Source organism: Gemmatimonas phototrophica (assembly GCF_000695095.2).
GTDB classification, from domain to species: domain Bacteria; phylum Gemmatimonadota; class Gemmatimonadetes; order Gemmatimonadales; family Gemmatimonadaceae; genus Gemmatimonas; species Gemmatimonas phototrophica.
In genome coordinates this window covers 85,225-111,920 of record NZ_CP011454.1, presented here as the reverse complement: position 1 = coordinate 111,920, position 26,696 = coordinate 85,225, and the positions used below count along the sequence as shown (strand labels likewise).

At 65.5% G+C, this 26,696-nt stretch carries 22 protein-coding genes; 7 read left to right on the top strand and 15 right to left on the bottom strand.

All coding sequences use genetic code 11. The annotated features are described in order from the left end of the window. Positions 1–20 precede the first annotated feature (20 nt). The 6 genes from GEMMAAP_RS00465 to GEMMAAP_RS00440 form a co-directional block, all read right to left on the bottom strand. A complete protein-coding gene (locus GEMMAAP_RS00465) occupies positions 21–1,238 on the bottom strand; it encodes a DUF4249 family protein (RefSeq protein WP_082820939.1) in 1,218 nt (405 codons plus the stop codon). After that, positions 1,235–1,723: a hypothetical protein gene (locus GEMMAAP_RS00460; RefSeq protein WP_026848998.1), complete on the bottom strand. Its 489-nt coding sequence runs from the start codon at positions 1,721–1,723 to the stop codon at positions 1,235–1,237. Before GEMMAAP_RS00460 ends, GEMMAAP_RS00465 begins: the two co-directional genes overlap by 4 nt. Next, a complete protein-coding gene (locus tag GEMMAAP_RS00455) occupies positions 1,720–4,080 on the bottom strand; it encodes a carboxypeptidase regulatory-like domain-containing protein (protein WP_274519053.1) in 2,361 nt (786 codons plus the stop codon). Before GEMMAAP_RS00455 ends, GEMMAAP_RS00460 begins: the two co-directional genes overlap by 4 nt. A 346-nt stretch (positions 4,081–4,426) precedes the next feature. Continuing rightward, positions 4,427–4,933 carry a hypothetical protein gene (locus GEMMAAP_RS00450; protein ID WP_026848996.1) on the bottom strand — a complete coding sequence of 169 codons (507 nt, stop codon included), beginning with the start codon at positions 4,931–4,933 and terminating at the stop codon, positions 4,427–4,429. A 192-nt stretch (positions 4,934–5,125) separates the two neighbouring features. Beyond that, positions 5,126–5,464 carry a HepT-like ribonuclease domain-containing protein gene (locus tag GEMMAAP_RS00445; RefSeq protein WP_026848995.1) on the bottom strand — a complete coding sequence of 113 codons (339 nt, stop codon included), beginning with the start codon at positions 5,462–5,464 and terminating at the stop codon, positions 5,126–5,128. Further along, positions 5,445–5,762, bottom strand: coding sequence for a nucleotidyltransferase family protein (locus GEMMAAP_RS00440; RefSeq protein ID WP_026848994.1), 318 nt, complete (start codon positions 5,760–5,762; stop codon positions 5,445–5,447). The genes GEMMAAP_RS00445 and GEMMAAP_RS00440 overlap by 20 nt, the downstream gene beginning before the upstream one ends. 565 nt (positions 5,763–6,327) lie before the next feature. On the opposite strand from GEMMAAP_RS00440, the gene GEMMAAP_RS00435 reads away from it, so the two are divergent. Then, on the top strand, positions 6,328–8,004 hold the full coding sequence (locus GEMMAAP_RS00435) for an alpha/beta hydrolase (RefSeq protein ID WP_053333870.1): 1,677 nt from the start codon (positions 6,328–6,330) through the stop codon (positions 8,002–8,004). A gap of 10 nt (positions 8,005–8,014) precedes the next feature. Here the strand turns inward: GEMMAAP_RS00435 and GEMMAAP_RS00430 are convergent, their stop codons facing one another. The 7 genes from GEMMAAP_RS00430 to GEMMAAP_RS00400 form a co-directional block, all read right to left on the bottom strand. Beyond that, the gene (locus GEMMAAP_RS00430) at positions 8,015–8,416 is read right to left on the bottom strand and encodes a hypothetical protein (protein ID WP_026848993.1); all 402 of its coding nucleotides are present in this window, start codon (positions 8,414–8,416) and stop codon (positions 8,015–8,017) included. Positions 8,417–8,577: 161 nt separating this feature from the next. After that, positions 8,578–9,060 (bottom strand): nuclear transport factor 2 family protein, encoded by a 483-nt coding sequence (locus tag GEMMAAP_RS00425; protein ID WP_075071364.1) that lies wholly within the window; start codon positions 9,058–9,060, stop codon positions 8,578–8,580. Next, positions 9,061–10,392, bottom strand: coding sequence for a serine hydrolase (locus GEMMAAP_RS00420; RefSeq protein WP_158514668.1), 1,332 nt, complete (start codon positions 10,390–10,392; stop codon positions 9,061–9,063). Positions 10,393–10,409: 17 nt separating this feature from the next. Next, positions 10,410–12,536 carry a xanthine dehydrogenase family protein molybdopterin-binding subunit gene (locus GEMMAAP_RS00415; protein ID WP_026848992.1) on the bottom strand — a complete coding sequence of 709 codons (2,127 nt, stop codon included), beginning with the start codon at positions 12,534–12,536 and terminating at the stop codon, positions 10,410–10,412. Then, positions 12,533–13,024 (bottom strand): (2Fe-2S)-binding protein, encoded by a 492-nt coding sequence (locus GEMMAAP_RS00410; protein ID WP_026848991.1) that lies wholly within the window; start codon positions 13,022–13,024, stop codon positions 12,533–12,535. Before GEMMAAP_RS00410 ends, GEMMAAP_RS00415 begins: the two co-directional genes overlap by 4 nt. A gap of 119 nt (positions 13,025–13,143) precedes the next feature. Further along, positions 13,144–13,515: a HigA family addiction module antitoxin gene (locus tag GEMMAAP_RS00405; protein ID WP_026848990.1), complete on the bottom strand. Its 372-nt coding sequence runs from the start codon at positions 13,513–13,515 to the stop codon at positions 13,144–13,146. Beyond that, positions 13,481–13,774, bottom strand: a complete 294-nt coding sequence (locus GEMMAAP_RS00400; RefSeq protein ID WP_026848989.1) for a type II toxin-antitoxin system RelE/ParE family toxin — start codon at positions 13,772–13,774, stop codon at positions 13,481–13,483. The genes GEMMAAP_RS00405 and GEMMAAP_RS00400 overlap by 35 nt, the downstream gene beginning before the upstream one ends. Before the next feature lie 155 nt (positions 13,775–13,929). Here GEMMAAP_RS00400 and GEMMAAP_RS00395 point away from each other — a divergent pair, with 155 nt between their 5' ends. Further along, positions 13,930–15,807, top strand: a complete 1,878-nt coding sequence (locus tag GEMMAAP_RS00395) for a CocE/NonD family hydrolase (protein ID WP_043580073.1) — start codon at positions 13,930–13,932, stop codon at positions 15,805–15,807. Here the strand turns inward: GEMMAAP_RS00395 and GEMMAAP_RS00390 are convergent. After that, positions 15,767–17,797 carry a methyl-accepting chemotaxis protein gene (locus tag GEMMAAP_RS00390; protein WP_158514667.1) on the bottom strand — a complete coding sequence of 677 codons (2,031 nt, stop codon included), beginning with the start codon at positions 17,795–17,797 and terminating at the stop codon, positions 15,767–15,769. The genes GEMMAAP_RS00395 and GEMMAAP_RS00390 overlap by 41 nt on opposite strands. A 267-nt stretch (positions 17,798–18,064) precedes the next feature. Here GEMMAAP_RS00390 and GEMMAAP_RS00385 point away from each other — a divergent pair, with 267 nt between their 5' ends. The 5 genes from GEMMAAP_RS00385 to GEMMAAP_RS00365 all read left to right on the top strand — a co-directional run bounded on the left by GEMMAAP_RS00385 (position 18,065) and on the right by GEMMAAP_RS00365 (position 25,700). Further along, positions 18,065–18,880, top strand: coding sequence for a DUF3108 domain-containing protein (locus GEMMAAP_RS00385; RefSeq protein ID WP_145978924.1), 816 nt, complete (start codon positions 18,065–18,067; stop codon positions 18,878–18,880). A 109-nt stretch (positions 18,881–18,989) separates the two neighbouring features. After that, a complete protein-coding gene (locus GEMMAAP_RS00380; protein ID WP_145978923.1) occupies positions 18,990–20,216 on the top strand; it encodes a CehA/McbA family metallohydrolase domain-containing protein in 1,227 nt (408 codons plus the stop codon). Beyond that, positions 20,213–21,742, top strand: a complete 1,530-nt coding sequence (locus GEMMAAP_RS00375; protein ID WP_053333866.1) for a glycosyltransferase family 39 protein — start codon at positions 20,213–20,215, stop codon at positions 21,740–21,742. The genes GEMMAAP_RS00380 and GEMMAAP_RS00375 overlap by 4 nt, the downstream gene beginning before the upstream one ends. Positions 21,743–21,816: 74 nt before the next feature. Then, positions 21,817–23,466 carry a DUF885 family protein gene (locus GEMMAAP_RS00370; protein ID WP_026848985.1) on the top strand — a complete coding sequence of 550 codons (1,650 nt, stop codon included), beginning with the start codon at positions 21,817–21,819 and terminating at the stop codon, positions 23,464–23,466. Beyond that, positions 23,463–25,700, top strand: a complete 2,238-nt coding sequence (locus GEMMAAP_RS00365) for a prolyl oligopeptidase family serine peptidase (RefSeq protein ID WP_026848984.1) — start codon at positions 23,463–23,465, stop codon at positions 25,698–25,700. The genes GEMMAAP_RS00370 and GEMMAAP_RS00365 overlap by 4 nt, the downstream gene beginning before the upstream one ends. A gap of 85 nt (positions 25,701–25,785) precedes the next feature. Here the strand turns inward: GEMMAAP_RS00365 and GEMMAAP_RS00360 are convergent, their stop codons facing one another. Further along, the gene (locus GEMMAAP_RS00360; RefSeq protein WP_145978922.1) at positions 25,786–26,577 is read right to left on the bottom strand and encodes a hypothetical protein; all 792 of its coding nucleotides are present in this window, start codon (positions 26,575–26,577) and stop codon (positions 25,786–25,788) included. Positions 26,578–26,696 lie beyond the last annotated feature (119 nt).

Sequence of the window (26,696 nt, the reverse complement as noted above, 5' to 3'; positions counted from 1 at the left end):
ATTTAGCGCAGCGCCCCCTACTACCGCCGCCGATACACCACCGCCTGCCCCGTCCCACGTACCGTTCCGGTCAACCGCACCTCGCCGCTGCCCAGTCCTTCCAGTCGGCCGTCAATCGTCACCACGGTATCGCGCAGCGACTGCCGCGCCAATACGCTGACTGTGATCTGCACTCCGGTCTGCGTGGCCACCACGGTCTGCGGTGGCGCCGAGATGGATAAGCCAAGCACCTGCCCCGACAGTCGCGTAGCCCCCAACGACTCACTCTCCGGCCAGAGCTGAAAGGTTTGCGGCAGCGGCGATGCCACGGTGGTGGTGGCTTCCCAGCGCCCGGCGGGGGCGTCTGCATTATCGGCGGTTACGTCCAGCGTGCGCTCGCGTACGCGACTCATACTGCCAAACACGCCTACCCCGCCGGCCAGGCGCGTGATGAGCCCGCGCGTGCCAAAGTCGTCGCTGCCGCTGCGGTAGTAGTCGTGGTAGTTGGCGTCCACGGCACTCACTGTTACCAGCTGACGAACGCCCGGCCAGAACACCCGCGGCCGCCCGGCACGACTGGTATGCGTGAGCGAACCGGCCACGAGATACTCCAGCGAATCCACAAACGCCACAAAGGGGCCGCTCACACTTTCAATGCGCACTTCAAAGCGCGCGGCGTTGGCCACGGGCTGCCAGCCCACAAAAACTGAGTCGCGATCGCGATAGAACTGGCGCGGCACCGTGGGCACGGTGCGCCCGGTGGCCAATGGCACCGTAGTAGCTCCGGTTACCACTGCGCCATCGGTGGTGGCCACACGCAGCTCGTAGCGCTCACCGGGCGCCACCACAAAGCTTGGCACAAGGGCGAAGGGCGCCCCCACGCCTTCAATGTTCGCAAAGCGATAGACGCCCGCACCTTTGCCGTCCGCACGATAGCTGCGCTCCTCGCGCAGTACCACCGAATCACCGCGACTGTTGCGCACCACCACACGCGCGTCGCGTATGGGCGTGCCGCCGTTGGAGACAATGGGGTTTAGCGAGTCGTAGGGCACACGCACCGTATTCCCCTGCCCATCAAGCGCGCGCTCCAGCAGCACCACCTGGTCCGTCACCCCGGGGTTGAGCACGCCGTGCACCACCACCACATTGGCCGCCAACGGCAGTGTGATGCGGTCGAACACGCAGCCACTCAGCGCGGCCACCAGCGCCACCGCACCCATCCCCCAACTGCGCACAACGCGCACATCTCGGCGGGTCATCGCACCCTCCGGTAGCCCAGCACCACATTGCGCTGCGTACCAAAGCGCTCCTCCAGCAATCGCGCCCGCAGCTGCAACGACTCACCACTCACGGTGCCGGTGTCTACCCAATCGTTGTTGGCCAGCAGCGAATAGCGGCGAATGTACAGCTGCGTGGGCGTGGAGCTGAACGGCGCGGTGAGCGTGTCCACCGCGTCTTCCAGGCGCGCGCCACTGGGCCGCTCCCAGATCACCCGTTTGGTATCGTCCAGCCGCCCGCGCGTACGCACGATAATCTCGCCCCCAATAACGGCTCGGCGACTTCCATCCAGCAACACAGCAAACACACGCGGCAGTGGCGCGCCATTCACCGTCTCCAGCACCCAGGTGCCGGTAAACGGAGACTCCGGAGCCACGGGCGGGTCTTCAGTGCACCCCAACGCCAGCGCCACAACAGCCGCACCCAGGGCCAAGCCACGCCATCGCATAAACAGGGCGCGCTTCACCAGGCCACCGTGAGTCCAATGGTGGGCACAATGGGCAACTGCGACAGGCTCTCACGCGTCGCCGGCACCGCGGTATAGTCAAACCGATAGGCAAACACATTGCGGCGGTTGGTCGCGTTGATCACCCCCAGCACCGGGGTGAGCGTCGTGCGCCCGCGCACAAAGCTGCGCTGCGCCGAGAAGTCGAGGCGCACGAAGGGGGGCAGCTGCTGTGCGTTGCGCGCCCCCGCAATGCTCTGCACGTCCCCCTCCACCACGCCGCGGTCCCATTGGCTGTTGCGCGGGTCGGCCAGCCGGCGCACCAGCTGCGCCTCCACCCCGGTATACGGCACGCCGGAGCCAACGCCCAGCCGGCCGGAGAGCACGGTACCATTGGCCACGCGCCACGTGCCCACCGCATTCAGCGTATGTCGCCTATCCTGCGCCGGTCGCCAGCTGTCCACGCCATCCGTGCGTGAGTTGTTGGTGTAGGTGTACGATATCCACCCGCTCAGCGGCCCCGTTTCCACCTGCCGCAGAAACAGGTCCACACCGGTAGACGTGCCGGTGATGGGGCGAAACTCGTCGCCCACCATGCCGCGATCGTCCAGCCCGTTGCGCTCCACCAGCGTGCCGTAGCGCTTGGCAAACGGCTCAATGCGCACAAACCGGCTCCTGGACAGCCATCGCTCCACCCCCACACTCGCCTGCGTGGCGCGCGCCACGGGAATGTTGGAGTCGGAGAGCACCCAGCGGTCAAAGAAGCGCAGCGCGTCATCTTCTTCGCGCAGTGCGTGCACCCACTGCGCCGTGTTCCCCACCGTCGCGGTAAAGGCCATATCCTCCCCCTGCGCCCACCGCACCGCCACCCGCGGCGACACCCCCACCCACTGGGCACTCCTCACATACTCGGCGCGCACCCCGGGCCTTACCGTAAGCCGGCGCCCTACGCGCCACGTGTCGTCGAGGAACAGCGCCCCCGACACCGGACGCTGCGTAAGCCGCTGCAGCTCCGCCGCCAGCTGCGGGGAGGTTTCCTTGAACAACACATCGTGCTGCGATGCCTCGTACCCCACACCCACCACGTGCGCCCCGCGCTCCGTGCGCAGCAGGCCACTGGCGCGCCATTCGCGCACATCGTTGGAGGCACGCAGGGCGCCGGCCCCTTCGTCTTGCGTACTGCTAAAGCGCGACACGCTGGCCCGTTGCACCCACGCACTGCGGGCGCCCAGCGGCTGCGACCAGGTGAGCCCCACGGCGTCGTTCCCCCAATCCAGTGCGTAGGCGCCGTCCAGCCCCAGCGTGTCTTCGCGCTGCGTAAAGTCTTCGCGCAGCGCGTCGCGGCCGTGGTATGCCGTGAGCGACAGCGTGCCACCGCGCGGCAGCTGCCGATTTACGTGCAGCTGCCCGTCATAAAAGGCGTACGGAAAGTCGCGTTGGGCCACCCGTTGCGCGATCTGGTCGGCGTAGGTGCGTCGCCCGGCCACCTGCCAACTCGTGCGTCCGTTGGCACTCGCGCCCCCCACACTCAGCGAGGCGGCCAGCAGCGACAGTTGCACTTCACCGTGCACGCCGCGCCGCGCTTCTTCGGCGCTGGTCACCTCGAGCACACTCGACAGACGGCCGCCATACTCCACCGGCGGGGCGCCCGCGTGCAGGCGAATGCTCCCCACGGTGGCGTCCATGAACGTGCTGAACACCCCGCCCAGGTGAAACGGCTGGTACAGCGGAATGCCATTGAGCAGCACGAGGTTCTGATCCTGCTCGCCGCCGCGCACATTGAGCCCCGCGGTAAAGTCGTTGCGCGCCACCACCCCGGGGAGCAGCTGCACCACGCGCATGGCGTCGGCCTCGCCAATGGCCGGGAGCGCCGAGAGTGTCGCGGCGTTGAGGGAAATGGTGGAGGTGGCCGGGGCGCCTTCAAACCGTTCGCGCTCGGTGAGCTGCGCCTGCGTGCGTACCGGTACCAGCGTGGCGGCGGTGACCCGTAGCCGCAGCTCCACGTCGGCGGTGGCGTTGTCGCGTACGCGCACCGGCCGTTCCACCGCGGCGTATCCCACCCGCCTGGCCCGCACCACCACGGTACCGCGCGGCACTCGGCTAAAAGCAAAGCGCCCGGTGCTGTCGGTGAGCACCACCTGCGGAATGCCCTCCACCGAGACGGTCACCCGTGGCAGCGGCGCGCTGGTGGAGTCGTCGCGGACGGTGCCGCGGATGGAGACGGTGTTTTGCGCCGGCGCTGCGACCTGGCCCTGCGCCTTGGCGGTGGGCGCCAGGGTGAGCAGGGTGAACAGGGAGAGGGCCGGGAGCGCGAGACGATGCATGCGGGGGAGTGATTGCCAAACGAAGACCGACCGTTTGGCAAAGGTGCGCCACAGGGCGGGGTTTGGCTACGACGGGGGAACGGTGAGCGCTCCGTCACGCGACCCCCTCCAGCCCCTTGGCGCGTTGCTTCGGGGGCGCTGCCCCCTCAGAGACGCGCAGTCGGGGCTGGAGGGCGCCGCGCGCCGTCAGATCACGACGCTCCGCCGTGGTCGTGGTGCCTACGCGATAGGGCGTTCGCGTCGCTTCGCTCGCTGTAAGGACAGGCGCCGGTGAACCACGTACATGATGCCCCCGCAGTTGACGGCGGTGACACCGGGCGATGCCAAGAGGCAATAGAAAGCCAGGATGCCGACGATCAGCAGCATCGTGAATCCCATTGCTCTCCTTCACCGCCCATCGTCAGAGCCCTGCGCGGCATAATTCCTCGAGTGGCGCAACGAATTCGTTGTTGAGTGGCTGCACCTCAAGTGTACCACTCGGCACGTACACAATACCCCGCGCCCCTTGCGCTCGACTGTTCAGGAATTCAACAGACCAATAGCCTTGCAGCGGCGAGAAGGTACCATCGGGGCGCAGCTCCGGGTATCGAAAAGCAATCACGTGAGCGCACCGGAGCGGCAAGCGCGCCCAGTCTCTCACATACCCGGGTTGTGCTTCAGCGCGTTTGAGCGCGGCCGCCGTAGCCACCAGGGCGCTGCACTCCCAATCAGCGAGCGGCACCCCGTCACGCCGCCGCCATTCACGTGGCACACTGGCAGGGCAAGTAAACTGCCGCACATAGCGCGCGCGCAACGAGTCCTCACCGGCAATGAGTGCCGTCTCTGCGTCAGCGCCGGGCGCTGGCTTGGTGCAGGCCCAGGCGAGCAGAGCGGCGAGGGCGAGGGCTAAGCGCGTAAGACTGCTCATATCGGCGGGTAATTATTGTCGCGAATTAGATTTTTTTGTCGCGAAAGCGGCATTTATGTCGCGATGACTTCTACCTGTCACTAAATGCCTGAGCGTCAATGAAATTCCACAGGCCGGTTGGCCACATGGAGCCTATGGGACATGACGAAGAATGGATGCAGCTCCAATCGCCATGCCAGAAGTGACCCACGGCTAGTCCGCGGCGAGGATCTGTGCGATCTGTCTACGGAGCGTGGGAATCTTCTCCTGGATTACATCCCACACGAGATCGAGGTCTACGCCGAAGTAGTCATGAATCAGTCGATCACGCATGCCGGCCATCGCGCGCCATGCGACCTCGGGATGCGCTTGGCGCAATTCGGCCGGCACCTTCTTTGTGGCTTCACCGATAATCTCGAAGCTCCGCACGCAGGCTCGCTGAAGGGTCGGATCTTCCAGGAATGCCTCGCGACTCACCCCAGCGGTAGCGAGTTCCAGGTAGGCCGCTTCGTCTGCAATGTGACGTAGGTACTCACGCGGCGCGAAGGACATCCTGGGCTTCGGCGAGGATATAGGGGCGCAGATACGGCGAGAGCGACTCGACTGTGACGAGCTCGACCGTTTGACCAAGAGTCTGCTCGAGCAGCTCCCCGAGCGCCAGCAAGTGATCGAATGTTTTCTGTCCAGGCAGGAACTCGACCAGCACATCGACGTCGCTGTCGCTGCGCGCTTCGTTGCGTTGGACTGACCCGAACAGCGCCAAGCGCTGCACACCCAATCGGAAGATCTCCGCTTGGGCCTCGGCGAGGCGTGTCTGCACATCGCATCGGGTGAGGGGTTGGGCCGTCATGCCTGCAATCTACCGTCTCACTGGCAGACGGGCAGCTCACGCCACTCCTCAACATCGACGCGAACTCAGGCGCCCGCCTGGCATCTGCGGCTCCCACGATGTGATCATCCGGTCTTTGGCCAATAACCACCATCGGTTCGCTCAAGCTGTAACTGAACGAAGAGAAGCGGCTGTAGCAACGGCGGTGCTGAGGGGTCTTGATTATCGCTTAACCTGTTGTGGTATAGTGCGTTAGCATCACAATCCGCATATGATTCGGTGACGAACGACCCGGTGCGGCAATACCTGGCACAGATAAGCCACAGATTCCACGCGGATACAGCCGTTTCTTACCACTGATTGACTGAAGTCCAGCGACAGGAAGGACTTGGCTGGATCCGCGTTCCGTCCGCGACCCATCTGTTCCTATCCGTGGTCCTGTTCACGTCCTGTGCCAAGGCTCCGGCGCTGCGGAAGGGAGTCGGCGGCCACGCGAGCCGCGTTTGCACCGTATACTCGACCAGCCCCCTGTGCACGTCCGGCCTGGCCGTACGCCGAGGCACCGCTCACCGCTCACCAAACTCCCATGAACACATTTGCGTGGTGTCGTGCACGCGCCGTGCGCGCGGCCATCGTACTGGCCGCTATCCCGGCGCTCGCCTCGTTGGCGGTCGCCCAGCGCGCCCCGCTGCTGGACTGGCCGTCGGGCAAAGCCAAGGCGCGCTTCGAGATTACCATTCCCGCGTCCGTGCGCAACGAAGCGACCACCGGTCGCGCCTACGTGATTCTTTCGCGGTCCAACCAGACCGAACCGCGTCTGCAGATTGGGCGCGTGGGCGCCCCCATGTTCGCGCGTGATTTTTCGGCCGTGGCGCCCAACCGTCCCATTGTCGTGGACGGCACCGACCTCGGCACACCGGTCGCCGACATGGCCGATGTGCCGGCGGGCGAGTACTGGGTGCAAGCCTTCGTGAATGTGTACAGCGAGTTCAAGCGCGCCGACGGACACACGCTCTGGATGCACGATGACCAGTGGGAAGGGCAGGCGTGGAATAGGTCTCCGGGAAACTTGTACAGCACGCCGCAGAAGTTGCGCATTGATCCTCGCGCGGCGGGCGTGGTGAAGCTGGCCGTGACACAGAAGATTCCGCCCATTGTTGTCCCGGCCGACAACGAGTACGTGCAGCGATTCAAGTTCCAATCCCCCATGCTCACCAAGTTCTGGGGGCGGCCCATCTACCTCGGCGCCACCGTGCTGTTGCCCAAGGGGTACGCCACCAGCACCATCGAGTACCCGGTCAATCATCAGCAGGGGCACTTCTCCATAGCTGCGCCGTACGGCTTTGATCGCGACTCGGTGTTTCGCGCCTGGTGGCTGGCCGAGACCACACCGCGCATGATTGCGGTGACGTTCCAGCATCCCACGCCGTACTTCGACGACTCGTACGCGGTGAACTCCGTGAACAACGGCCCGTACGGTGATGCGTTCATGCAGGAGCTCATTCCGGAGCTGGAGAAGCGCTACCGCATCATCAAGGAGCCCTGGGCGCGCTGGCTCTCCGGCGGCTCAACGGGAGGGTGGGAGTCACTCGCGTTGCAAGTCTGGCACCCCGACTTCTTTGGTGGAACCTGGAGCTATTGTCCCGATCCCGTGACCTTCACCGACGTGGAGGGGATGAATCTCTACAAGGATGACAATGGCTTCTTCAAGCAGGTCACCGAATGGCATCGCACACCCACCATCAATTCGCGCGAGGTGAACGGCGAGGTGCGTCAGACCGCACAGCAGCGGGCGTGGATGGAGCTGGTGAACGGCACCAAAGGGCGCAGCGGCACCGGCCAATTGGATATCTGGAGTGCCACCTTCGGACCAATCGGCACCGACGGCTACTTCAAACCGGTCTTTGATCCCAAAACGGGGGTGATCGATCGCTCAGTGGCCATGTACTGGAAGGACAACTACGACATTCTCGAGTATCTCAAGAAGAACTGGTCCACCGTGGGTCCCAAGCTGAATGACAAGATTCACATTTACATGGGAGACATGGACAACTTCCATCTGGATCGTTCAACGCGTGAACTGGAGGCGTGGATGAAGACCACCTCCAACCCCCGCAATGAGGGCTACTTCGTGTGGGGCGATCAGCGCGGCCATTGCTACGCAGGCCCGGGCGGCAACATTGCGCGCCTCATGGATATGGCGGAGCACGGACTGCGCCACAAACCCGAAGGCACCACCACGCCGTGGTGGCGGAACCAATAGACCGTCTGCGCTACGTCGTTCGCGGTCCGAGCATGAGCGCTGCCAGGACCGCGATGCCTCCCGCCAGCGCGCCAACCGCGACCAGCGACATGGTGCGTGTGGCCATCGGGACCGCCCACGCGGCGAATCGCTGATGCAGCCGCCACGGCAAGACCGCGAGCACGAGTGTCGTGGCCACCAGCACACCGCCCCCAAAGCGCACGAGCTCCGTGCCGAGCATCGCGGGGGCGGCGAGCATCATGGCAAGCCCCACCACCAGGCGCAGCGCGAGCTCCAGAACGTGTGCCCGCACCGTGCTCGCATGCGCCTCCAGAAAGCGCTTCGCGCGCGGTGGAGCGATCGCGGCTGTCACACCCAGACTGATGAGATAGACCCCCGCGGCAGCGACCAGAAGCTGCGCGACGCGCAGCATATCCGTTTGGATGTACGGTGGCGCCCGTGTTGGCTAGCTGAAGAGCAACCGGTAGAGCAGCATACCAACAGCCAATCCGAGTACCATTCCGAGACCGAACTTCTTGTTGTCCTGAGCCATCTGATATCTCCCTGGTATGGTGTTGTTACGCGGAATGCACGCTACTTCGATGTCGTCGGCAGCGGGTCACTGTTCCAGATGTTCGCCTGAATACGCCAGCTCCCGTTCACCTGCTTCCACACATTGATGTACTTACCGCGCTCCGTAATGCCCGCTCCGTAGGTCAGCACGTACGTGCCTTCGTCCACGATCTGCTCGGCGTTTCCATACAAGGCCGTCGTCTCTTCGCGAAACTCAGTGATACCGGACTTGAGATAGTCCACGGTCAATGTGTGGATCGCGGCAATGCCGATCGCCGCCGGTGCGCCGGGCGGGTACGACCGCGCATTGGGCAGGAACATCGCATCAATGGCAGCAACGTCGCCCGCAACGTGCGCGTCGGTGAACTGCTTGTTCTGTTGTGCAATAGTGGAACGCGCGGCTTCGAGATCGAAGGCTGGTGCATCGGTACCACTCGCGGCGGCAGGCTCGCCACCGCAGCCGACTACGAGGATGACGGCCAGCGCCAATGCCTTTCCCGTCATTTACTGCCTCCTCGCCCGCTGCTCCCGCCCGCCCTGGTCCAGCGTGAGGGTCATTGCGCCAGTAGAGTCCGCGCCAAAGCGCACCTTCGCCGGCACGGCACGCAGAGAGAAGTTGGTCGCCGATTCCGGCCACAGCCTGAAGCGCGGCTGACCGGTGATCTGGACGAACAGCTTGCCCTGTGCCTCACTCACAGCAATCACCGCACCGGGCGCGAGCACATACGACCCAACATATGCACGCAATGTCTCCGCCGGTACGGCCACGTTGAGCCGCGGCAGCGTGCGCATGCGGGCGACGGTCGAATCAATCAGGTGCAAACCAAGATCGTCCACGCCGTTGGAGGTGTTGGACCACACCATGGAATGCGCGCCCGTCGCGGGGTCGAAACCGAAGAAGGTTCGGAAACCTCCGGTCCCGCCGTTGTGCCACACGATGGAGCGCCCGTTGGCTTCGCGCACGTGCCACCCCAGGGCAATACGCATGTTGGGGTTCGTCGTGGGGCGCCGTGGTTCGATGGAGAAGGCGATGGCCTTGCCTAACGGTCCGCGGTCGCGATGCGTTACCGCATCGGCGAACCGGAGCATGTCGCGCGTGGTGGACCGGAGGGCGCCCGCGCCCGCGAGCGTTGGGATGTCCCACGGGAGCACCTCCTCGAGGTCGGCATCGTGCGGGACCGCAAAGCGCGCCGCTTTGTCAGACGGCATGACAATGAACGTCTCGCGCATACCGAGCGGCTCCAGCACACGCTCGCGCAGCAGCATCTCATACGACTTGCCCGCGCGCAGTGCCAGCACGTGCCCGAGCAGTCCCATACCAATATTCGAGTACTCGTATCGCTCGCCAGGGTCGCGCCGGAGTGTGTGAGCTGAGAGAAACTCATACATCTGCTGCACGCTGTAGTCAGCGTACGGATTCCGGATATCCTTCGGCGTCATGTTGCTGCCGAGCGAGGGAAGCCCTGAGCTCGCGGTCGCGAGGTCAAGCAGGGTGATCACCTTGCCATTGCGGCTGGGCATGGTCACGCCGGCCGGGAGGTACTTCTGCACGGGGTCTTCGAGTGCCACCTCTCCCTTCAGCACCATGTCGGCCAGAAGGATATTCGTGAAGACCTTGGTGATGGAGCCAATCTCGAAAAACGACGTCGCGCCCACCGGGCGGCCGTCGCGCTGCGCCCCGCCAACGGCCACGACTCGGTCGCGGCCCCCGTCTCGCACACCAACCACGATCCCTGTGGCGTAGCCGTTGGTCACCCGCTCGGTGAGCCAGCGCTGGATCGTGCTGTCGGCCGGCTGTGATTGCGCCACCAAAGGCGCTGCCACGACCATCGACATAACGGCTACGGCAGCGGCTATGCCCATTTGAGCGCCTCGTCGGCTATGGGCAGCGTGCGAATGCGCTTCCCCGTCGCAGCAAAAATCGCGTTGCACACCGCCGGCGCCGCCGGCGGCAGTGCCGGTTCACCAAGCCCGGTTGGCGGTGCCGATGACTTGATGAAGTGCACATCCACGACTGGCGGTGCATGCTGCATGCGCAGCATCGGGTACTTGTTGAAGTTCGTCTGCGCCGCCGCGCCACGCTCAATGGTGACCTTCTGAAACCACGCCGCGCTGATGCCATCCAGCATCGAGCCCTGCACCTGCGCCTCGGCGCCACTCACGTTCACAATCGTGCCGGCATCCACGGCGGCGGTGAGCTTCTTGATGGTGAGCTCGCCCGCTTTGCTCACCGCCACATCGGCCACAATGGCTACGTACGCACCGTTCGCGAAGCAGATGGCGAAGCCCTGCCCCTCACCGCGCGGACGCTTATGCCCCCAGTTCGCTTTCTCGGTGGCGAGCTTCAACACCGCCGTCATCTTGCCAGCGTCAAAGCGCGGCGATGCCGGCACGGTGGCCAGCATGTCCAGCGTAAAGGCAAGCGGTTCCTTGCCGGCCGCGTGCGCCAGTTCGTCCATGAAGCACTGCGTGGCCCACGTGTTGCCGTTATCACCGGGCGCCCGCCAATACCCCGTGGGGATGCCCCCACGCAACTTGCTCGACCGCACCGTCGATCCCGGAATGGCATTGAACGGGAAGCCGGTGGCCGTCATGTCACCCGGCCCGCCCTGCATTTTGACAAACTCGTCGTTGAGCGCGACCACTTTACCCGCGCTATCGAGCCCCGCCGAGAAGAAGTGCCAGCCGTTGGAGCGATAGTTGTCGTGCGCAAAATCCTGTTCGCGCGTCCAGGTGAGTTTGATGGGCGTGCCCGCCAGGCGCTTAGCGATTGCCGCTGCTTCGAGGGAAAACTCGTTGCTGCCGCGTCGACCAAAGCCACCGCCCAGCCGCGTGATGTGCACCTTCACATCCTTTGCGGCAATTCCCAGCCCCTTCGACACCAGCCCCTGTCCCGTGGCCGGAATTTGCGTGGGCGTCCACATCTCCATCACGCCGTCCTTGAACCACGCGGTGCAGTTCTGCGGTTCGAGCGTGGCGTGGGCGAGAAACGGATAGTGATACACCGCCTCCACCGCCTTCGCGCCTTGCGGGAGCGATGCCGCCCCGTTGGCCTTGGCCAGCGTCACGGCTTGTGCGGCCATATCTGCGCTGCTCTGCGAAACCTGCGCCCCTTCGTTCCACTGCACCTTGAGCGCCTTCGTGGCGCTGAACGCATTCCACGTGGAGTCCGCCACCACCGCCACCCCCGAGGGCAGCCCCGCAATGCCACTCAGCACAAACGCATCGCGTACCCCGGGCTTGGCCTTTACCTCATCGAGGTTCGCACTCACTGCCTCACCACCAAACACCGGACACTTGGTATACGTGGCGTAGAGCATGCCGGGCAGCTTCACATCAATACCAAAGAGCGGCGCACCCTTCACGATCTGCCTGTTGTCCACGCCCGCAATGCGGGTGCCGAGCAATTTGAAGGTGCTCGGATCTTTGAGGGTCAGGTTGACCGGGGGCTGCAGCTGCGCGGCCTTGGTGGCGAGGGCGCCGTACGATGCCTGTCGGTTTGACGCGGCGTGTATCACCATGCCGTTGGCCGTCGCGCATTCGTTCGCGCTTACGCCCCACTCCTGGGCCGCGGCCTCCACGAGCACGGCCCGTGCGGCGGCACCGGCGCGTCGCATGGCCATGTAGTTCGCCACCGTACTTCCGCTCCCCACGCTGAACTGACGACCATACGCCGGGTTCAGGTCACCCTGCACCACGGTCACCTGCTCCCAGGCCACATCGAGCTCTTCGGCGATGATCATAGGCAACGACGTCTTGATCCCTTGCCCCATCTCCGAGTTGGGGGCAATGAGCGTGACGGTGCCGCTTGGCGCGATACTCACAAACACATTCGGGGCAAAGTCTGCAGCGGGTGCGAGTGCCGCCGTGCTCGAGGCCATCGCCTCGGCCGTCTCCAGCGCACTCGCGACCAGCAACCCACCGCCCACCAGTCCACTGATCTTGATGAACTGGCGCCGATCGATCTGTTGGTGGCTCATTCGCGCTTCCCGTTGGCTGGAGTGGTGGTCGCAGCCAACTCGGCGGCGCGCTTGATGCCGGCCCGAATGCGCGTGTACGACGCGCAGCGGCACACGTTGCGCGCCATGGCCGAGTCGATGTCAGCGTCGATGGGGTGCGGCTTGGCCTTGAGCAAGGCGGCCGCGGCCAGAATCTGTCCGCCCTGACAGTAGCCACACTGCGGCACGTCCAGTTCGCACCAGGCATCCTGCAGCGCGCGCGCCTGCGGGGTGTCAATGCCTTCGATGGTGGTCACCGCCGCCGCGCCCACGGTGGAAACGGCCGTACGACAGGAGCGCGTGGGCACGCCGTTCACGTGCACCGTACAGGCGCCGCATTGGGCAATCCCGCAGCCAAACTTGGTGCCGGTGAGCTCCAGCGAATCGCGCAACACCCACAACAGTGGCGTGTCGGGTTCGACTTCGACGCTCCGGGATGTGCCGTTCACGTTGAGTGTGTACTTGCCCATGATCGCTCCAGGAGTTCGTGACGAGTGTGGCTGTTGCGCGAAGCTGTGGAGAAAGATGTCGCGCGGACGCGCTCTCCGCACCAATAATCAACGGATTAGCTTCACCTTGCAGCGCCCGATCATCCGGCGCGGGGCAACGGCTTCAGGCGCGCGATCGCAGCGGCCTCCTTCGATCGGAGCGCGTGCCACAGATCCCAATCCTGTTGCAGGCCGAGCCAGAAGTCGGCACTCATGCCCGTCACCTGGGCGAGGCGCAGCGCGGTATCCGGCGTGACGCTCCGCTTGGCGTTGATCACCTCGTTCAGCCGCGGAAAAGAAACCCCCAGCTGGATCGCGAACGCGGACTGCGAGATGCCCAGCGGCTTGAGGAACTCCTCCAGCAGCATCTCACCCGGATGCGTCGGTGGCCGATGGGTGGGCAGGCGGCGCTGCACCAGCGGGGAGCCCTTCGCGGGCTTAGTGGTAGTCCGTGACTTCGACATCGTCGGCATAGCCCTCCTCCCACCGGAAGCAGATCCGGTACTGATCGTTTATGCGGATGCTGTGCTGCCCGCGTCGACTGCCCTTCAGCGCTTCCAAACGATTGGCAGGCGGCACCGCCAGTTCCCGTTGGTCGCGCACCCGATTGAGCTGAGTCAGCTTGCGTGCCACCACGGACCAGAGCGTGACGGGGCACGCGTGCCGGGCGCGGCGGCTATCGACCCCATTGAACAGGTCCTCGGTGGCCAGGTCAGCGAAGGAGCGTATCACGCTATCTATTATAATGGCATCTATAGCAGTGCGGAACGGCCGGTCAGCGGAACCACCGATCAGATGAAGGGATTTGGGTGTGGAGAGCGGGTGACCACAACCACCCCGGGATGGCCGCAGGTAGCGCATCGGCCGACCCTGCTGCAAGCTATCGCATGCGACTCTCTCGAATCCTTCCGGTGCTGCTGCTGTGGGGGCGCGCCGTCTCCGCCCAGCCGGCCACAGCCGCGCCCGCCGCGGCGAGCTACTCGCTCACCGAGTCAATGATCCCCATGCGCGACGGGGCCAAACTATACACGCGCATCCTCGCCCCCACCAATGCAGCGGGACCCCTGCCCATCATGTTCGTGCGCACGCCGTATGGCGTGGATGGCAACACGGCGGCGAGTGTGGCAGCCCGCTGGGGCTTCATGGCGCGCGACATTGCCCGCAACGGCTACGTGTTCGTCTTCCAGGACATTCGCGGCAAGTTCAAGTCGGAGGGACAGTTCGTCATGCAACGGCCCCCGCGCGCCAACCGCGCAGATGCAAAGGCCATTGACGAAAGCACCGACGCGTACGACACCATCGAGTGGCTGCTCAAGAACGTGCCCAACAACAACGGCCGCGTGGGCATGACGGGCGTGTCATACGACGGCTGGACAACGGCCATGGCGATGCTCGATCCGCACCCGGCCCTGAAAGCCGGCTCGCCGCAGGCCTCACCGGCCGACATGTGGAAGGGCGACGACTTCCATCACAACGGGGCGTTCCGTCTGAGCTACGGATTCGAATACGCCACCATGATGGAAAGCGGCAAGGACGTGAAGCAGTTCAATATGGACGCATTCGACACCTACGAGTGGTACCTCAAACTCGGCTCGCTCAAAACGGTAAACGAGAAGTTCCTCAAGGGGACCATTCCTACGTGGAATGACTTCGCGCAGCATCCCAACTTCGATGCGTTCTGGCAGCGTCAGGCGATGGCTGGGTATCTCAACAAGGTCACCGTGCCCGCCCTGCATGTGGCAGGATGGTGGGACCAGGAAGACTTCTACGGTCCGGTCACCATCTACCGCGAACTCGAGAAACACGATCGCGAGAACAAGAACTTCCTTGTGGTGGGGCCGTGGAATCATGGCGGCTGGATGGGCGGCGAAGGCGCATCCCTGGGCCCCATCCAGTTTGGGCAACCCACGGCGCGCTTCTTCCGCGATTCCATCATGGCGCCGTTTTTCGCGCGCCATCTGCACCCCGAGCAGCGCGACGTGGCTGGGTGGACGCTCCCGGAAGCGCTGGTCTTCGAGGCCGGCAGCAACGTGTGGAAGCGCTACGACACGTGGCCGCCCAAAACGGCCGTGTCACCACGCAGTCTGTACATGCGCGAAGGGGGCGCGCTGGGGTGGGAGCCACCCACCACGACGGCCCCCGCCTACGACGCGTACGTGTCCGACCCGGCCAAGCCGGTGCCGTACCGTCAGCGTCCGGTGCAGATGACCTACGGACCGGGCTCCACCTGGAGAACGTGGCTCACCGAAGACCAGCGCTTCGTGCACAACCGTCCCGATGTGTTGAGCTGGGAGCTCCCCACCCTCACCGACGATCTCACCATCGCGGGTGATCTCACCGTGACGCTGCACGCCGCCACGAGTGGCACCGATGCCGATTACGTGGTGAAGCTCATTGATGTGTACCCCGATACCGGCATGAAAGAGCTGCGGATGAATGGTTATCAGTTCATGGTCGCCAACGATGTGTTTCGGGCACGCTATCGGAAGGATCCACAGAAGCCGGTGCCGCTCACGCCCAACGTGCCGGAAGCCATCACCATCGACCTGCACACCCAGGCGTACACCTTCAAGAAAGGGCATCGGGTCATGATCCAGGTGCAGAGCACGTGGTTTCCGCTCATTGATCGCAACCCGCAAACGTTCGTACCGAATATTTTCGAAGCGAAACCCAGCGACTTCCGCGCCGCCACGCAGCGCATTTATCGCAGCAAGGGGCAGGCCTCTAGGATCGTGCTGCCAGTGGTGACGGGGATACGGCCGTAGCGGCGGTGGCCAATCGTGCAATGATGGCCGGGCCTCGCCGGGCGAGGACTTGAGGCGTACCACGAGCATCGGTAATCTCGAAGCGGTTCACGAGCTCCTTCATGGTGGATGCCTGTGCGCTCAGCTCTTCGGCAGCGCTCGCCGATTCCTCGGCATTGGCCGCCGCGCGCTGGGTCTGCGCACTGACCTGCTCGACGGCGCGCGAGACCTCCTGGATCTGATCCCGCTGCGCACCGCAGTCAACCGTGACCTGCTCGACCAGAGCCGTAACGCGTTCCACATCGGTGTCCGCGGTGCCGAGCTGTGCCCGCACCTGTTCGGTGATGCCCAGACTCTCATGCGTGGACGCAACCGTGTCGTCGATCAGCGCCGACGTTTCGCGCGCTGACGCGGCGGCACGGATGGCGAGCTGACGGACCTCATCGGCGACGACGGCGAACCCTTTTCCTGCATCCCCGGCCCGCGCGGCTTCGACGGCTGCATTGAGGGCCAGCAGATTTGTCTGGAACGCGATCTCGTCGATAGTGCGCACGATCTGGGCCGTCCGCTGGGCCGACCCGTTCAGCCGCGTCATTGCTGCAGACAGCTCATGCATGCTGTCCGTACCGGTGCGGAGCCGGTCACGGGCCTGACGTGAAAGCTGGCGAGCTTCGTCAAGCCGTCCCGCGGTGCGCGAGGTGACTGACGCCTGTTCTTGTACGGCGGCAGTGATCTCCTCGACCGACGCCGCCTGCGTGGACGCACCATCAGCCATGTTCTGGCTTCCCGAGTTCACCTGCTGGGCCGCCGCCGCAATCTGCTCCGCGGCTGTCTCCACTTCATGCAGCGCGTTGGCCACATTGGCGACAGCCGTGTTGACCGCACTCGTGAGCCGGGCGTGCTCGCCGACAAACTCCCCGGTCACACGAACGGCGAGGTTGCGTGCGGCGACCTGTTCGAGCACGGTCAAGGCAGCCTGCACGGGGCGTCGCGCGGCATCCTGCGCATCGTTGAAGGAGTCGAGGAGGTCGCGGAACGCGCCATCGAACCCGTCACTGTTGGCGTGTACATTGGCCTCACCGCGCTGGGTGGCGCTTACCACGCGCTGGGTTTCCCCCAGCATGCGCTGCAGTGAACGGACAGCCGCGGCGTAGGAGGCCATCGCGGCTTCGGAGCGCGCCAGGGTGCCGTTGAGGGCTGTTGCCACGTCCGCCAGTTCATCCGCGCCGTCAATCGCGAGCGGCAACGATTCTGTGGTGTTGAGCGCATCAAGCCGGCCGCGCGCCAGGTTCTCGGTGGCGTGCTGCAGAGTGACCATGCTCTCCGATTCGAGAGCCTGCAGTCGTTCACGGACCTGCACGAGGGCGGTCGTGGTGCGGCGCACGATGGCGGCAGCGAGGACGGACGCCAGCAGGAGCCCCGCAATGAGCACGCTGCTCACGAGAAACAGGCTCGAGCGGCTTCTCGCCATGGCCCGGGCGGAGTAGCGCCGGGCTTCCTTGACCTCCGCCACGGCCAGCGCGCCAAGGATCGTCTCAACGCCCGTCATGTCGCGACGGAGTGTCCCACGCATCAGCGCCTGGGCGAGGGAATCATCGGAGCTGGCGGCGGCAACAAGCGCGTCAAGCTGCGGCTGGATCGCTCGGAATCGCGTGACAAAGGAGTCCGCCAGCACCTTCACCTCCGGGGCTCGTGCCGAGGCAACGAGCTTCGGGGCAAGCGAATCGATTTCGGCGAGCGAGGCCCGCATGCGGGTCAGGGCATCCGCGCGTTGGGTGTCGTCGAACACCAGATCCCGGTACGCGACGCGGACCTTCTGCACTTCGTTCTGGAGCTGGCCCACGTCGGCGAGCGGGGTAACCACGGATTGGTCGAGTGCCGCGGCATCGGTAGCAGTCGAGCGCAGCGCCTGGAGGGCCACGGCAGCGGCACTGATCCCCGCCAGCAGCGCGGCCGCGACCGCGAGCCACAGTTGGGTGCTGATCGGGCGGCGGACGACAAATTGCAACATGCGGTGCATTGGACAGTGGGCGAGTACCCCTCGACTCGCCGCGTCAACATCGACGCCGCCGGAGCGGACGGGTAGGGCGTGGGCCGGTCGGCGCCGGAGCCACGTTCTCGATGGTTTCTATCGGCTTTTTATCTTATTGCTGAAGTTCGGACTCGTGAGTCCGACCGTTACGCCTTGTAACGGCTCGGTGAGCCGGAAGTATGAGAATGGGGTGAACCGAAGAAATGCCGGAGCGGCCAGATTCACGCGCGCTGGGTATCGTGCATCGTGCAACGACTTCGGCTCTGTTTTCTCATCCGCGCGCTGTTGTGGAGTGCGCCCTCCATGCTGCTGCCCCACTCCGGCGCGGCGCAGGACGCCGGCAACGCCGGAAGCGCACCCTCGGCGCGAACCGCGTTCGCCCCGGTGCCGTTCAAGGTCGGCGAGTCGTTGGAGTTCCGGCTGCAGGCCGAATGGTTCCTGGTGCGGGGCCACGGTACGGCGTCGCTGAGTGTCGATGCGCTCGATACGCTGCGCGGGAACCCAACCTACCGTCTGTCGTTTCGCACGAAGGGCGGCATTACCGTGTTCAAGATCAACGACGCGCAGCGCTCGTGGCTCGACGCGCGCAAGCTGTTCTCCCACCGGTTCGAGCAGAAGCTCGATCAGACGGGATACAAGAAGGAACGCACCTACGAGTTCTTTCCCGGTGAAATGCGTTTCGTGAGTCTGGAGAATCCCGCGGACAGTGGCACGCTGGCGTCGGCGATTCCGCTCGACGACGTGTCATTCATTTATTTCATTCGCACATTGCCGCTCAAGGTTGGCGACGAGTACACAGCGGCACGTTACTACAAGCGCGACGGCAACCCGGTCACGGTACGCGTCCTGCGCACGGAGCGCATCATGCTGCCGGCCGGTGAGTTCGACGCGGTCGTGGTGAAGCCCATCATCCGCACGAAAGGTCTCTTCAGTGAAGGCGGAGAGGCCGAGGTCTGGTTCTCGAACGATGCACGTCATATTCCGCTCAGAGTGCGGGCCAAGGTGAGCATCGCCACGCTCACCATGGAGCTCAAGAGCGTCACGGCCGGCCCGCCGCAATAGCGGCGGTGTGTGCACGACGATCCGGTCACAGTCTGTCACAGCTGTGCACGGGCGCTTGGCCACCACATCACGATCGGTGATGATGTGGTAACCCAAGAGCTGGAGTCCGATGCGCGCTGTGCGTGCGATGACATCCATGTTTGTCAGCTGTTGCTGGTTGTCTGCGGCCCACGCGGTGACGGGGCTGCTGGCGCTGCTCTTCCTCGTCTCGCTGTTGTATGCCACTGCCCCACTGTATCAGTTCGCTGAGTCGCGACCATTCGCCGGCGGGCGCTGGTACAACCCCTACGGCGATCTCAACGCCACCGGTCGTTGGCAAAAGGCGAGCCTCCACGCGCACTCCGTCGCGTGGGGCGGTGCCACCCACGGCGGCCAGAGCGCGGAACAGGTAGCCGCCGCCTACGCCCAGATGCGTTACGACATCGTGGGGCTCTCCAACTACCACTCGATGTCAGCTGCCGAGCAAACCGGCACGTTCCCGGTGTACGAGCAGGGCTGGAACCTGCAGAAGTCACATCGCCTCGCGATTGGCGGTGATGCCGTGGTGTGGCGCGACTATCCGCTCGGCCAAACCGTGCACCACAAGCAGGACATCATCAACCGGCTCGAGCTCACCGGGGCCGTCGTGGTACTCGCCCATCCGGCGATACGCGAAGGACATTCCGTCGCCGACCTGCGCCAGCTCTCGGGCTACGACGCACTCGAAGTGCTCAACCACTTCGTGTCGCCGGCCACGACGGAATGGGACGCTGCCCTCTCGTCGGGGCGCGCAGTGTGGGTGATGGCGAGCGACGACTCGCACGATATTCACGGCGCCGGTGAGACCGGTGTGAACTGGACGCTCGTGTACACGCACTCGCGCGAAACCCATGCGGTACGTTCCGCGATCCGTTCCGGTCGCACCATCGGTGTACATGGCGTCGGTGGACAGGCGCAGCTCAGCTTCGTGTCGCAGCAACTGTTCGGCGATACGCTCGAAGTGCGCGCGCGCGGACCGATTGCGCACATCGAGTTCACCGGACAGGATGGCGCAACACGAACGGCACATGTCACCGACTCCCTCGGCGTGACCATCGCGCGTGCCGTCGCACGGCCAGACGATGGCTACCTGCGTGCAACCGTGATCGGAACAGGATCGGACGCGCCGGAGCTTCTGCTGCTCAACCCCGTGGTACGGTGGGATGGGGTGATCCTGGGGGCAGCCGCCGCCACCGTGGATGCGCCGCGCACCGCCGCGTTTCGATGGATTGCCTGCTGCCTGTATGCGGCGGTATTCACGTCGGTGCAGGCCCGTCGTCGCCGTCGACTCCCGAAGGCACAGCCGGTGCCGGCGTGAACGCCGCGCCCTCTGCACGCACCGACGCCTGGTGGGTGACCCGGTTGTGGATGGTGATTGCGGCATCGACCGCTATTCGCCTGCTGGTGGCAGGCACCACGGGACTGGGCGTCGACGAGTCGTATGCGGTGACCGTAGCTCGCCCGCTCTCCTGGAGCTACTTCGATCATCCGCCGCTGCATTTCTGGATGGCCGGTGCCATGACGTGGCTCACCGGCGACACGAAGGCCGTGCTGGTACGACTGCCGTTCGTGCTTGCGTTCAGCGTGACGCTGTGGGCCGTAGGCCGGCTCGGTCACCACGCTTTTGGCGCGCGCGCGGGGACGCTCGGGGCGTTGGCGCTGGCGTGTACCGGGGTGCTGGGCCTCACGACGGGCACCTGGGTTTTGCCCGACGGCCCGCTGGTGCTCTGTGCGTCGTTGGCGGTGCTCGTGCTCGCCCCGATGCTGTTCGGGGCTTCCACGGCGGTGGATAGGCCGGTGCAGGTGTCTACGCGCCGGTGGATGCTGGCGGGCCTGCTGCTTGGTGGGGCGCTGCTCAGCAAATATCATGGTGCGCTGTACGGCGCGGGGCTGCTGCTCTTTTTGCTGACCACCGCGTCAGGTCGGCGGCAGCTGCGCACCCCGGGCCCGTGGCTTGCAGCGGCCATAGCGATCAGCTGCACGGCGCCGGTGCTGTGGTGGAATGCGCAGCACGACTGGGTATCGTTCCGGTTTCAGGGCGCGCGGGCGACGACCACGGCCGACTGGTCGCTTGCGCCGTTCCTGGAGAACGTGGGTGGCCAGGCAGCGTGGTTGCTGCCGTGGATCGCGATTCCCTTGGCCATCGCCCTGGGGCGCGCATTGGTTCGGCGCCAAACAGATGAACGTGGGTGGTTCTTTGCCTGCCTCGCGGTGCTGCCGATTGGCCTGTTTACGGCATCCACGCTGGGTGGGGCGCGCGGCTTACCGCACTGGCAGGCGCCGGGATGGCTGTTCGTGGCCCCGCTGTTGGGCCGCGCGCTCGACCAGGCGCTGGCGCGGGGCGCGCCATGGCCGCGCCGATGGATTCCGGCGGTGGCCGGCGCGTGGGTCGTACTGGTCGCCATGCTCACGTCGCAGGTGGCAACCGGCTGGCTGGGTGGCCAAGTGGTGGCCCTGCGCGCGCCCGCCGATCCCGCGCTCGACGCCTTCGACTGGCGCGCACTCCGCGACTCGCTCGCGGCGCGTGACATCGACGTCACTGGGGGCGTGACGGCGCGCAGTTGGATTCAGGCGGGCAAACTTGGCGTTGCGCTCGGCGCCACCACGCGGATCGTCTGTGCCTGCGATGATCCCCATCATCTGCCGTTCCGCGAGCCGCCTGCCGGCTATCCGGCGATCGTCGTGGAGCACGCGCAGCCCTGGAAGCGCGGCTGGAGACCGGCCTCGGTGGCGCTCTCTGACCGGTTAGGCCCACTCGACTCGCTCGGCGTCATCACACTCGCGCGGGCCGGTACGCCAGCCGTCAATTTGGTGGTGTACCGCGCGAACGTCCCGAAATCGTAGAGAGGCGACACAGCAGGACGCTCCCACGGCCTGCCCACCCTCGCCGCCTGTGGCGTCGCGCGCCAACTTGGGGGATGCGCCCATCCCTCCCGCTCCGCACACGCCGCCGCCTGTGCGCGCTCGCCCTCCTCGTCGCCGGCATCGCGGCGCGTCCTGGAAACGCCGCCGCCCAAAGCGACGCCCAGCGCGATAGCCTCGTCCAGCTGAACGAGGCGCTGCGCACCCTGCGCGCGCCGCCAACTGAGGGCGGCGTGCCGGTCTACTCCCCCGAGACGCTCAGCCGGTGGCGTACTGGCCTCAACGCACTCCGCGCCCGCCACGCCGCGTTCAACACGGCCACCTGGTCCGTGGCCGACCGCATCGATCATATTCTCGTGCGCACACAGCTCGATGCCTTCGACTTCGAGCTGCGCGTGTTGCGTCCGTGGGCGCGCGATCCGGGGCACTGGGTAGACTTGCTCGCGCGTGCCCCTTACACCGGCGTGCCACTTACTGCCGACGGGCGTACTCGGCTCACGCAACAGCTGCGCGCCGTGCCCCGCACCGTCGCGGCCGCGCGCCGCGCCCTCACCGAACCGGCCGGTGAGCTGGCCGGCATCGCGCACTTTCATCTCACCCGCTCCGACGGCGTGAATCAGGGCGAGCCCCGTCGCGACCCGCCGCCAGCAGGAATCATTGGCTGGTACGAGGATCTGCGCGCGCGCCTTGTGCAGCACGACCCGACACTCGTGCCGCTCGCCGATTCCTCACTCACCGCGCTGCGCGCCTTTGCCGGTTGGCTCGCCACCGAACGCCCCCGCATGACGGCGCCCGCGCACATTGGGCTGGAGGACTACGCCTGGTACCTGCGCCACGTGCGCCTCGTGCCGCTCAACGTGGAACAGGTACGCCTCATTGGCGAACGCGAGATTGCCCGCGCCCGCTCGCTACTGGCGTTCGACCGGCACAAGTACCGCGCGCTGCCGGCCATCGTGCCGGTCACTACTGTTGAGGAACACGAACGGCGCACGCGCGAGGCGGAGACGCACATTCGCACGTTCACGCAGCGTGAACGGTTGCTCACCATTCCCACCGACATTCCACCGCAGTACGACACAGACGCCTTTTTCATTGACCGCAGCGCGTGGGGCGGGGCGCGGCACTTCTGGGAAGAGCTCACGTATCGCGACCCGCTCAACAATCATGTGCACGCGTCCATTCCCGGCCACCGCTTTGACGGCGCGCTGCAGCGGCGGCAGCCACGCCCCATTCGCCGCGGCTTCAGCGATGGCACGCGCGCCGAGGGGTGGGCCTTTTACATCGAAGAGATGTACCTCCACACCGGCCTGCTCGACGACCGCCCCAAGGGGCGCGAGCTGTTCTGGATTGCGCAGCTCAAGCGCGCCGCCCGGGTGCACGCCGAGCTGCGCATGCAAACGGGGGAGTGGACGCTCGACGATGCGATCAAGTATCTCGTGCGCGAAGTGCCGCTCATGGAGGAGAACCTCGCGCGCTACGACCTCGCCATCTACCTGCGTCGGCCGGCCTACGGCATGAATTACACCATCGGCAAGACACAACTCGAGCAGCTGCTTGCCGACCGTCAGCGCCAGCTGGGCGATGCGTTCGATCTGGGAACGTTCCACGACGCCTTCCTGGCGGCGGGCCCCATTCCGATTGCGCTCATTCGCTGGGAGCTCACCGGTCTCGAGGATGAACTGCGCGCCCTGGGGGTGCTGAAGTGACCTCGCAGCTTTTGCGCCGTGGCGCATATCGCGGCGTCGGCGCGGCGCTTCTGCTGGTGGCCGCCGCGCACATCGGCAACGCGCAACCTAAGCCCGACTACAGCATCAACCGCTTCTATACGCTGCCGTCGCTCATTGGCACGGAGCCGCGCGGCATGACCTGGTCGCCCAACGGGGGCACACTCGCCTTTCTTTGGAACGACGAAGGCATGCCGTTCCTCGATGTATTCGTGGCGCGTGTCGTACCGGGGCAATCGCTGCGCCCCGAGCGCGTCACGCGCCTGCCTCGCCCACCCATTCCTGCCACACCTGACTCGTCGTGGGATGCGCAACGCACCGCCATTGGCGCGGAGCTCGACGAAGGCGTGCGCAGCATCAGCTGGCACCCCGACGGGCGTCGGCTGCTGTACGCCTTTCAGGGCGGCCTGTGGTTCGTGACACCGGGCGAAACGCCGGTGCGTCTGGTTACGCCACCGGGCGCAGTGCAGCGCCCTACCTTTGACCCCACGGGCGCGCGCGTGGCCTTTGTGCGCGACGGAGACCTCTGGGTGGCCGCATTGCGCGGTGACACGCTCAGCGCGCCGCAGCGAATCACCACCCTCGCCCGCTCCGGCGTGGGCGTGGAAGACTTTGCGTGGGCACCCGACGGCCAAACGCTCGCTATTGTCGAGACCGACCGCACCCCCATCCGCACGCGGCTCATTCCCGACTACCTCCCCGACGAAGTGGTCGCCACGCCGGTGCGCCGAGCGCTTCCCGGCGAACCCTCCGAGCACCGCCGCCTGGGGCTCGTGGCACACACTGGCGGCACGCCGCGCTGGCTCGATCTGGGCGGCGAGCCCACCGACATTGTCTTCACGTATGCCTACTCGCCGCGTGGAGAATCACTGCTCATCGACAAGAGCGATGTGTTCGTGAAGGACCGGCGGCTGTTCGTGGCCAACGTGGCCACGGGCACCACGCGCCTGCTCGTGCGCGAGCAGGAGGCCGATAATGTGTCCGCCGAGTGGCGCGCGGCGTGGTCGCCTGATGGCAAGAGCGTGTACTTCACGAGCGATCGCGCGCAGGACTACCATGTGTGGCAGGTAGACGCGGCGGGCGGTGCGCCGCGCGCCATCACCAGCGGGGGGTGGGCGGTGTTCGGCTTTACCGTCACGCCGCGCGGCCTGATGGTCGTGGCCAACGAAGGGCGCGCGGAGGAGCGGCATGTGTACCGCGTGCCGCTGCGCGGCGGAGCACCGGTGCGCGTGTCTGTGCGCCCCGGCACGCACACGCCCGTGGTTTCGCCCAACGGTCAGCTGGCCGCGGTGCTCTTTTCCAGCGACACGGTACCGCCAGATCTGTTTGTCACCGACCTTGCCGCTAAGAACCCTGGTACGGCGAGCGAACAGCGCGTGACCCTGTCACCGCGCCCCGAGTTTGCCGCCTACCAGTGGCCGGCGCCCAAGTATGTGACGTTCACCAGCCGCAAAGACGGCGCCACGGTGCATGGTCGGCTGTTGCTCCCCCCCAACTACACCCCTGGCCGGCGCTGGCCGGTGGTGGTGGGGTCGATTTACAGCAACACGGTGCGCAACCAGTGGGGCGGTCGCAACTCGCACCCGCTCTGGGGCTTCGACCGGGTGCTGCTGGAGAAAGGGTACGTGGTGTTCGCGCTCGACGTGGCCGGCAGCTCCGGCCATGGCACGGCGTTCCGCCGCCGCATACGGCTGGACTACGGCGGCATTGATGTAGAAGACATCCACAGCGGTGTAGAGTGGCTTATTGCGCAGGGCATCGCCGACGAGAAGCGCGTAGGCATCTGGGGGAGCAGCTACGGCGGGCTGCTTACCAGCATGTCGCTCTTCACAAAGCCCGGGGTGTTCCGCGCCGGCATTGCCGCGGCGCCCGCCACCAATGTGTTCCACGCGCTCACCGGCGAACAGCGCGTCATGGACACCCCGCAGCAGCGGCCGTCCGAGTTTGCTCGCGCCTCGTCGTCCACCAAGGCCGCCGGTCTCAAGGACGCGCTCATGCTGGTGCACGGCATGCGCGATGTGGTGGTGCTGTACCGCGACTCCGTGTGGCTGCTGCAGTATCTCATGCAACTTGGCCGCGACGTGGAGCTCTTGACCCTGCCCGACGCGCCGCACGGCTGGGACCTCGGGCCGCGGTACCAGACCCGCTACGCCTTTGAACGCATGCTCGACTTTTTTGATCGGCGGCTGGCGGCGAACGGAGGGGCGGCGCGCTGAGTGGCACGTTTGCGTCTGCCGTGAACGCGTCGATGTGCCGATCACAGGGCGCGCCGTGGCCATGGCGCTGGTGCTTGTGCACGCCTCAGCGGACAATCGTGACGCGCCGTCGAACAATCCCGAAGGTCGCTGCCCCTGGATTGGCGGCAAGGACCTCAAGCTGATACACACCGGATTCTACCGGTGCCAGCTCGCCTGTATAGATGCTCGACTCGCCACCGTACGTGAGTGCCCCCTCGCGGACGACCACACCATTGCGCACCAGCCGCGCCACGACATCCCGGACTTCCCACATGCCCCCCGGCTGCGTGGGGCATGAACACAGCATGCGCACGCGAGCGCGTACACGGAGCGCACTCGACGCCGGAAGTGCCTGAGTGGTGTCGGGACCCATCAGGTCAATGACATAACCGTGCAACTCAAGCACGATACCATCGCCGCCCACATCACGCCCTGGAAACAACAGCAGCCGCTTGCTGGCTCGCGTCAACTGATCGGGGTAGCCAAGCGGTCCCTCGGCCGAGATGTCCACCAGCGTCGGTGCCGCAATCGCGACGGTCGCTTCGTACCGCGCGCCACCGGTCGCGGCGAAGAGCGTATCGCCGCGCTTGCGCAGATCCTGCATGATGCGCTTGGTGTCGCCGGTACCGCCATCATGTTGGCCCTCGGCGAGTATACGATCCGTCGTGACGTCACGAATGGTCACCCGCACGCCGCCCACCGCCGAGCCGATGAGTTTGGCGTCGTGCGTAACGACATGCGTGACCACGCGTGTCGGGCGAGGGGTTGTGAGATCCGTGGGGCGTGGTGTCGATGTGGATGCACAGCCGCTCAGCACGGCCCCGAAGACGAGCGCGGTCCAAGTAAAACGAAACATGCGATATCCCCGTGAGATCAAGTGAACTCCATGTACACGATACGACGTGGCAGGCCAGGGCGGGAGAGGCGGCGATACCGGGGATGCGCAGCCTCAGGATCGATTTCCGCCCCAAACTG